Origin of the sequence: Mesorhizobium sp. M0239 (assembly GCF_040321815.1) — a bacterium.
In the GTDB taxonomy this organism is placed as follows: domain Bacteria; phylum Pseudomonadota; class Alphaproteobacteria; order Rhizobiales; family Rhizobiaceae; genus Mesorhizobium.
The window spans coordinates 1-1,247 of the sequence record NZ_JAMYSG010000096.1 but is presented as its reverse complement, the minus strand read 5'-3'; the positions used below and the strand labels follow the sequence as shown (position 1 = coordinate 1,247).

Genomic DNA, 1,247 nt, shown 5'->3' with positions numbered 1-1,247 from the left:
GATCCGGACGCGCTGAAGGCGATGGTTCTGGCGCGCGACGTCGAGAACGCCCGGCTGATCCAGATCATCAAGGAATTGCAGCGTCACCGCTTCGGCCGAAGAGCTGAGACGCTTCCCGAGGATCAGTTGCTGCTGGGGCTCGAAGAGGCCGAGCAGATCGAGGCCGCCGACGAGGAAGAGAATGAACAAGCATCTCCCGCAGAGCGTCTGGAGCGCGCCAGGAAGCGCCGGACAAACCGCGGCGCGTTGCCACCCCATCTGCCGCGGGTGGAAATGGTCGTCGACATCGAGGGCCATGCCTGTCCGGGCTGCCGCAATGGCTTGCATCGGATCGGTGAGGACGTGAGCGAGCGGCTCGACATCGTTCCGGCGCAGCTGCGTGTGATCGTCGTGCGCGCCGGCCCAAATATCCCTCACATGGGGATTACATGGTCAAGTGTGATTTTCCTCCTTCGCACGGTCCAAGGTCTGAGCCCGATCACGTGACGCGGCCCGGTCGCCGGGCCTCATCCACCTCACATGCGGTCGCCGCTCCTGGCGGCAGCACCAATATCCCGCTTGCGGCGGGCGCAGGCTCAGGAAGACGAAACCATTCTGCCGATCGGCTGTTGAGGCCATGCATATTTTCGGTTCGCCCACCTGGATCCGAAAGGCTGATCAGGCCTTTGCGGAATGGGAGGAAAAGGGTGATGGAAGCGATCATGCGGTTTTCATGAGCGCTCCCTCGATGACGACGCCGGCGGTCGCGTATTTCTACAGCGCCACCAGCAGCTTGCGGGCGAGCGCGACGATCATCGCCTTCTTGAGGCGGCCGCCGTTGCGCGCCACCCGTTCGCTGAACCAGCGGGCCAGGCCCGAGGCCGGCTGATGGCGCAGCCACAGCCAGGCAAGCTCGACCATCGTCGTTCGCAGCCGCGGATTGCCTGCCTTCGACACGCCTTGTTCGTGATCGATCGTGCCGCTCTTCCATGGGGAAGGTGCCAGTCCCGCGTAGGCGGCCACCTGCCTGCGGTTGTTGAAATGCCGGAACAGCCCTTCGGCGTGGAGGATCGTCGCGAATTCCGGCCCGATGCCCTTCAGCTTGAGCAACATCGCCGCCGGCGTCGAGGCGTCCACGGCCGTCGCGGCGAGCAGCGCGTCGCGCTCGGCCTCCACCGCCTTGATCTGGCCGAGCAGCAATTCGAGACGGTCAAGTTCGCGGCCGATCTGGGCCTTCATGCGGGCCGGCAGGGCGCGGCCATCGCCGG

General features: G+C 65.3%; 1 protein-coding gene and 1 pseudogene. One reads left to right on the top strand and one right to left on the bottom strand.

All coding sequences use genetic code 11. From position 1 onward, the window contains the following. Window positions 1-410: pseudogene (locus tag NKI99_RS33735) on the top strand (IS66 family transposase); the annotation flags it as partial. Between the two features lie 343 nt (window positions 411-753). On the opposite strand, the gene NKI99_RS33730 reads toward NKI99_RS33735, so the two are convergent. Further along, window positions 754-1,247: transposase (locus tag NKI99_RS33730; protein WP_352613744.1), on the bottom strand; the 494-nt coding region annotated here is incomplete at its 5' end.